This is a genomic window from Hydrogenimonas sp. (genome assembly GCF_029933015.1).
In the GTDB taxonomy this organism is placed as follows: domain Bacteria; phylum Campylobacterota; class Campylobacteria; order Campylobacterales; family Hydrogenimonadaceae; genus Hydrogenimonas.
In genome coordinates this window covers 1-6,275 of sequence record NZ_JAOZOZ010000094.1, presented here as the reverse complement: position 1 = coordinate 6,275, position 6,275 = coordinate 1, and the positions used below count along the sequence as shown (strand labels likewise).

Genomic DNA, 6,275 nt, shown 5'->3' with positions numbered 1-6,275 from the left:
CTTATAAAGACTTTAATTTTAATTAAATATAAGATTTTCCGCAATGCGGAAAATCGGTCACTGGTATATTGGTTATTGGTCATGGGGAGTGGCGAAATGTCCAATGACTTTTCCATCACCCTCCCGCCAGAACGTCGAATCCTTTGGGTTCGGGTGCGCGGAAATCGTAGCCCAGCAGCTTCATCTCCAGCGCATGCAGCAGCATCCGGTTGGTCTGGGCGCTGGTGACGCCGTACTGCCGGTCGCCGATGATCGGATGGCCGACGCTTTTTAGATGGACCCGGATCTGGTGGGTGCGGCCCGTTTCGATGATGACGCGCAGCTTGGTGCGCTTGCCCGAAATCATGATCGGTTCGATGTGGGTGATCGCCTCCTTGCCCTTGCGGTCGACCTTGCTGTAGGCGTGGCCGTTCTGCTTGATCGTCTTGAGGGGCTTTTCGATCGTCATCGGTTCGCTGACGATTCCCTCGACCCAGCAGGTGTAGACTTTGTAGACGGCACGGGCCTTGAAGGCTTCCAGGGCTTTCTTTTCGAAAGCCTTGGTCTTGGCCACCAGCAATACCCCGCTGGTTTCACGGTCGAGCCGGTGGAGCAGTCTGCCCCCCGGTATCTCCCTGGCCGCCTCGTCGCTGGTCAGAAAGGCCGGCTTGTTCAGCGCCGCCACTTCGTCGTTTTCATAAAGAATATCGACGCTGTGGAGCTTCAATACGCGAAATTTCGTATCGACCGGAAGTTCCCCCCGGGCTATCGCCACCTTCTTGTTGCCCACGTAGACGACGCCTCTGTCGATCAGCTCTTTGGCCTTGGAGTTCGACAGTCCCATCTGGACCGCCAGCAGTTTGTACGCTTTCTCTTTTTCCATTGTCACTTCCTGTTGGTATACATTTCGACGCGGTTGCGTCCCGACGCTTTGGCTCGGTAGAGCGCATCGTCGGCCGTTTTGATCACGCCGTCGAGCGTCGCTTCGCTCCCGGCTTCCGAAATCCCCGCGGAGATGGTCACATGCACCTGTTCGCCGCGGTTGAGCGGGATCGCCATGTTCTCCACGAGACTTCTGAGTTTTTCCATCGCCACGAAGGCTCTCTTTTCATCGGTGTTCGGCATCATCACCAGAAACTCCTCCCCTCCGAATCGCACCAGTATATCGGATTGGCGCAACCCTCTGGCCAGAAGCTTCGCGATCGTCCGCAGCACCCTGTCGCCGAAGAGATGGCCATACCGGTCGTTGATCCGCTTGAATCTGTCGATATCGATGATCGCGACAGAGAGCGGCTCTCTTTCGGTATTCGCGGCATGTGCCAGCATTTCCGGTGCGATCTCGTAGAAATAGTGCCGGTTGTAAAGCCCGGTCAGAGCGTCGGTGACGGCGTGCCTTCGGATCTTGGAGAGCATGTCGAGGGTATCGAGGGTATTGTTGATCCTGCAGAGCAGCTCCTCTTTGCCGAAAGGTTTTTTCAGATAGTCGTTCGCTCCCCGTTTCAGAAACGTCGCCACCGTCTCCCCTTCTTTGTCCGAAGAGATCGCGATGAAAGGAAGATCGAGCATCGAACGGCTTTTTCGGATCTCCCTGAGCAGCTCCAGACCGTCGACATCGGGCATGTTGTAGTCGCTCAATACGAGATCGACATCCTCTCTTTCCAAAATCTCCAGCGCCTCTTTTCCGTCGGCTGCGGTGAGCACGTTGAGATTCTGCACTCCCAGAAGCCTTCGGAAGAGATTGCGCACCGTCACGGCGTCCTCGGCGACGAGAACGGTTTTGTCCCGGTTGTTCATCAGCCTGCCGATCAGCTTCAGAAGATATTCGAAGCGGCTCTCTTTCGACTTGATGATATAGTCGACGATATCGAGCCGACTCATCTCTTTTTTGAAGGCGTCGTCGCCGTGGCTCGTCACGACGATGACCCGCTCGCCCGCCTCCACGAGCGCTTCGACATGCCCGCCATCGCTGTCGGGAAGCGTCAGATCCGCGACGATCAGGTCGAAGGAGCGCTCGGCACGCATCCTCTCGGCCTCTTCGGCCGTCTCGGCCGTAGAAATAGCCATATCGGGAAAACGCCCCTTCAGCGCGCGTACCATCTGTCGGCGGTAGAAGAGATCGTCCTCGATCAGCAAAACGGTGTTCACGCTTCCATCTCCTCGATGAACCGCATCAGTTTTTCACTCTTGGGCAGACGGATCCTTTTGCGCTTGGATGTCTCTCCCGATACGAAAAGGATCTCGCTTTTGGGTATTTTGAACATCTTGGAAAGAAATCTCACCAACTCCCTGTTGGCGGCTCCCTCCACGGCCGGCGCCTTTACCTTGATCTTCAGCGTATCGTCGAAAATTCCGACGATTTCGTTCCGGCCGCTGGCGGGCCGGGCATTGATATAGAGGTCGATGTATCCTTCTGTCTGGTCATACCACATCGCGTATCCCTTCGAGTATGGGCTCGAGCGAAACCGGCTCTCTCAAAGAGAGCGGTTCTGCCGTCACAGCCTTTTCCAGCGCCTTCTCCAATCCGGAAAGATCGGAAAAGATCGCACCCTCCACCGCGGAAAACATCGCTTTCTGGTTGAAGATTTCCGGCCCGCTGATGAGCCGGCATCCGAAGGGCAGCACCTCCGCGGGATTGTGTCCGCCCACCGGCACGAAAGCGCCGCCGAGGACCACGATGTCGCTGACGGCGTAGAAGTTGATCAGCTCGCCCATCGCATCGATCAGAACGATATCGGCATCCAGGGAGTGCGTTTCGCTCCATCTGGCAAACGTCAGACCCTCCTCTTTCGCCATCCTTTCCAGCATCCCGGCCACTTTGCCGAAACGCTCCGGATGGCGCGGGACCACCAGCAGTTTCGCATCGGGACGGTTCGCACGCCACGCGACGAAAGCCCGGACGATCCCCTCTTCCTCCCCCTCGTGGGTACTGGCCGCCGTGACGACGATCCCTTCGGGCTTTTCGTACCGTTTCGTCGCCTCCGGCAGCCGGGCGAGTTTGATGTTTCCCGTCACCTGCACGTTTTTCGCGCCGAGCTCTTCGAGCCTCTTCCTGTCGGTCTCGCTCTGGGCGTAGACTTCGTCGATCATGGAAAAGATCCTGCGGTAGAGCCAGCCGAAACGCCGGTAGCTTTCGTAGGATCTGTCGGAAATCCTGGCGTTGATCAGCATCGTCTTCGCGCCGCGGCGTCCGGCCAGAAAAAAGAGCAGATACCAAAGCTCCGCCTCCATCACGACCAGAACCTTCTGGGACCCGATCCAGAACCACAGCAGCGGCTCGAAAGGCAGATAGCGCACCGTTTCGGCGAGCTTTCTGGCCTCCGAAAATCCGGTCTGGGTCGTCGTGGTCAGGGCCACGGCATCGGGTGAGAAAGCCTCGATCAGGGGTTTCAGGGCCCGGGTTTCGCCGAAACTGCAGGCGTGGAACCATATCTTTCCCCCCGGCAGCGGCGGATTGTGCCGAAGAAAGAAACGGGCCGGTATCGATTCACGGTACTTTTTTTTGAATGTAAAGAGGATGAGAAGCGGCAGCGAAAGGAGGTAGGCCCCTCCCACCGCGGCGGTGTAGAGGAGCGTGAAAAACGTGTTATTCAGCGGTCTCTTCTTCTTTCTGCGTTTCGAGGTAGAGGATCCGTCCGCAGTGGGGACAGGTCGTGATCTCCTCCCCTTTGATCACTTCGGCGTAGGTTTTGTCGTTGATCTTCATGAAGCAGCCCATGCAGGCCTGCTTACGGACCGGTACGACGGCGGTGTTTTTCGCCCATCGGCGGATCTTGTCGTAGAAAGCGAGGATTTTCTGGCTCATTTTGGAGACCAGCTCCTGCTTCTGCCTGAAGAGCTCCTGCTTCTGCGCTTCGATCTCGGCGAGCTCCTTTTCGACCTCTTCCTTGAGCATCGCGCTCTTCTCTTTGAGAGCTTCGAGCTCCGCTTTTTTGGTTTCGATCTCGGCTTTGCGGGTCTCGATCAGGTTTTCGAGCCGTCCGATCTCCTCGTTGGCGAAGTCGAGCTGCTCTCTGGCGATCTCCTCTTCGAGCTGGAGCGCCTTGATCTCCTTTTCGGTCTTCGCTTCGGCACTTTTCTTCTTGTTCGCCTCCAGCTTCTCCGTCAGCTCCTGGATATGCAGGTCGTTCTTCGCTTTTTTGAGTTCGGCATCCCGGATATCCTCTTCGAGCTCGAGAATCTCCCGCTCGACGGCACTCTCCTGCTCTTCGACTTCGGCCAGTTTGGCGCGCGCTTCGGCGATTCTGGGCTCGAATGCGTCGATAGCCTGGTCGATTTTGGACAGTTCTATAAGCTCTTCAAGATGCTTGTTCATGGATTGTGTTTCCTTATCAGATGTAGGTGAAGGGGTTGATTGATTGCGCAATTATAACCGGAATCGGCAAATTTTTCAAATGGGGCGCCAGCGCCTCGGCGAAAAACTTTTCACTCTCGAAATGGCCGATATCGGCCATCATGAGCCCCTTCGAGAGGGCTTTCATCCCGTCGTGGAACTTGATGTCTCCGGTCAGAAAGAGATCGGCGTCGATATCGTCCATCAGGCTCGCGCCCGCGCCCGTCGTCATCGCCACGCTGCGGATGCGTTCCCTGTTTCCCACGATCCGCATCCTCTCCAGGCCCAGTTTCTCCTTGATTCTCTTCAAAAGCGCACCGCTTTCCCAATCTCCTTCCGTCATGCAGACGAATCCCTCGCAATAGGCGACATCGAACCCCAGAACCTCTTCGAAAACGTAGCGGTTGAGATGGGTCTGGTCGAAATTGGTGTGCATCGCCACGAGAGAGTGGTTTTTGAGAATCATCTTCCGAAGCAGATTGGCGGGATATTCGTTCCACAAAAGCCGTTTGAGTCCCGAAAAGATCAGGGGGTGGTGAAGCACGAAGAGCGTTCCCTCCTCCGCTTCGTCGATCATCCTTTCGTCGATGTCGACACTCAGTACGATCCGGGATACCTCACGGCTCTCTTCCCCCAGCAGCAGGCCGCTGTTGTCCCAGGACTCCTGCAGCTCGAAAGGGCTGATGCCATCCAGCAGCTCGAGAATCTCACCGACGCGCATTATCTCCCTCTCCGATCACGCTTCACCGGCAGCCGTCACGAGCTCTCCTCGCACCCGGGCCTCCCGCTCGCTCTCCTGGGCCTTGTAGAGTTCGGCGCACCCTTTGGCGAGATCGCGGATTTTCAGAATGTAGTTGGCACGTTCGGTCACCGAGATCGCTTTTCTGGCGTCGAGGGTGTTGAAAAGATGCGAGGCGATCATACACTGGTCATACGCCGGCAGCGGCAGGCCGGCATCCAGACAGCGGCGGCACTCGGCGGCCGCGTCGTCGAAATGGCGGAAAAGCATCTGCACGTCGGCCACTTCGAAGTTGTATCGGCTGAATTCGTACTCGCTCTCCTTGTGGACGTCGGCGTAGGTGGTCACTTCGCCGTCTTTCTCGTTCCAGACGATGTCGAAGACACTCTCGACCCCCTGCAGGTACATCGCCAGCCTCTCGGTACCGTAGGTAATTTCCGCGGCGACCGGGTCGCAGGTGATGCCGCCGACCTGCTGGAAGTAGGTAAACTGCGTCACTTCCATGCCATCAAGCCACACTTCCCAGCCCAGTCCCCAGGCGCCCAGGGTCGGCGACTCCCAGTTGTCCTCGACGAAGCGGATGTCGTGTCTGGAGAGGTCGAGTCCCAGATATTCGAGACTTTTGAGGTAGAGGTCCTGGATATCGTCGGGGCTTGGCTTGATCAGCACCTGAAACTGGTAGTAGGCTCCCAGACGGTTGGGGTTTTCGCCGTAACGGCCGTCGGTGGGCCGGCGCGAAGGGGCCACGTAGGCCGCCGCCCAGGGCCTGGAGTCGAGGCTGCGAAGCAGCGTGGCCGGATGGAACGTCCCGGCACCGGCGGGAATGTCGTAGGGCTGGACGATGTTGCATCCCTGACGGGCCCAGAAAGTCTGAAGTTTCAGAAGAAGGTCGGTGAATGTGATCATGTAAGGTCCAATGCTTTCTTGATTTTCGGTTCGTCGAATCCGCAGATCCACTGGCTGCCGATCAGCACCACCGGCACCCCGCGGCATCCGTGGCGTTCGCAGTCTTTGGCAGCCTGTTTGTTGGTACTGATGTCGATCGTCTTGAATCTGATGTCGTTTTTCTTGAAGAAGGTCTTGGCGCGGGTACACCAGACACACCCCGGCGAGGTGAAAAGAACCACCTGTTTCTGTCGTTTGGGTCTGTTTTCGGCCATTTGAACCTCCTTTTGTCAGAAATTTTCAGTGGAATTATAGCATGCTGCGCTTCGCGCAGCGGTCATT

Annotated in this window: 8 protein-coding genes; all 8 read right to left on the bottom strand. The window is 57.0% G+C overall.

The window, feature by feature from the left end; all coding sequences use genetic code 11:
• Positions 1–115: 115 nt before the first annotated feature.
• The 8 genes from Q1K23_RS06920 to Q1K23_RS06885 are packed head-to-tail and all read right to left on the bottom strand — an operon-like array spanning position 116 to position 6,208.
• A complete protein-coding gene (locus tag Q1K23_RS06920; protein WP_300363415.1) occupies positions 116–862 on the bottom strand; it encodes an RluA family pseudouridine synthase in 747 nt (248 codons plus the stop codon).
• A 2-nt stretch (positions 863–864) separates the two neighbouring features.
• Complete coding sequence (locus Q1K23_RS06915) at positions 865–2,124, bottom strand: diguanylate cyclase (protein WP_300363414.1); 1,260 nt, start codon at positions 2,122–2,124, stop codon at positions 865–867.
• The gene (locus Q1K23_RS06910; protein WP_300363413.1) at positions 2,121–2,408 is read right to left on the bottom strand and encodes a DUF167 domain-containing protein; all 288 of its coding nucleotides are present in this window, start codon (positions 2,406–2,408) and stop codon (positions 2,121–2,123) included. Before Q1K23_RS06910 ends, Q1K23_RS06915 begins: the two co-directional genes overlap by 4 nt.
• Entirely contained in the window at positions 2,398–3,570 is a 1,173-nt protein-coding gene (waaA, locus tag Q1K23_RS06905; RefSeq protein ID WP_300363416.1) for a lipid IV(A) 3-deoxy-D-manno-octulosonic acid transferase, read from the bottom strand. Before waaA ends, Q1K23_RS06910 begins: the two co-directional genes overlap by 11 nt.
• Positions 3,563–4,291 (bottom strand): C4-type zinc ribbon domain-containing protein, encoded by a 729-nt coding sequence (locus tag Q1K23_RS06900; RefSeq protein ID WP_300363412.1) that lies wholly within the window; start codon positions 4,289–4,291, stop codon positions 3,563–3,565. Before Q1K23_RS06900 ends, waaA begins: the two co-directional genes overlap by 8 nt.
• 16 nt (positions 4,292–4,307) lie before the next feature.
• Positions 4,308–5,030, bottom strand: a complete 723-nt coding sequence (locus Q1K23_RS06895; protein ID WP_300363411.1) for a Nif3-like dinuclear metal center hexameric protein — start codon at positions 5,028–5,030, stop codon at positions 4,308–4,310.
• A 15-nt stretch (positions 5,031–5,045) separates the two neighbouring features.
• On the bottom strand, positions 5,046–5,954 hold the full coding sequence (gene glyQ / locus Q1K23_RS06890; RefSeq protein ID WP_300363410.1) for a glycine--tRNA ligase subunit alpha: 909 nt from the start codon (positions 5,952–5,954) through the stop codon (positions 5,046–5,048).
• Positions 5,951–6,208 (bottom strand): glutaredoxin family protein, encoded by a 258-nt coding sequence (locus Q1K23_RS06885; RefSeq protein WP_300363409.1) that lies wholly within the window; start codon positions 6,206–6,208, stop codon positions 5,951–5,953. The genes glyQ and Q1K23_RS06885 overlap by 4 nt, the downstream gene beginning before the upstream one ends.
• Between the last annotated feature and the right edge of the window lie 67 nt (positions 6,209–6,275).

Bases quoted from the DNA above. Each gene is read 5' to 3' on its own strand.
- Q1K23_RS06885 (WP_300363409.1), bottom strand. From the start codon at position 6,208: ATGGCCGAAAACAGACCCAAACGACAGAAACAGGTGGTTCTTTTCACC.
- Q1K23_RS06900 (WP_300363412.1), bottom strand. From the start codon at position 4,291: ATGAACAAGCATCTTGAAGAGCTTATAGAACTGTCCAAAATCGACCAG.
- Q1K23_RS06920 (WP_300363415.1), bottom strand. From the start codon at position 862: ATGGAAAAAGAGAAAGCGTACAAACTGCTGGCGGTCCAGATGGGACTG.
- Q1K23_RS06895 (WP_300363411.1), bottom strand. From the start codon at position 5,030: ATGCGCGTCGGTGAGATTCTCGAGCTGCTGGATGGCATCAGCCCTTTC.
- Q1K23_RS06910 (WP_300363413.1), bottom strand. From the start codon at position 2,408: ATGTGGTATGACCAGACAGAAGGATACATCGACCTCTATATCAATGCC.
- glyQ (WP_300363410.1), bottom strand. From the start codon at position 5,954: ATGATCACATTCACCGACCTTCTTCTGAAACTTCAGACTTTCTGGGCC.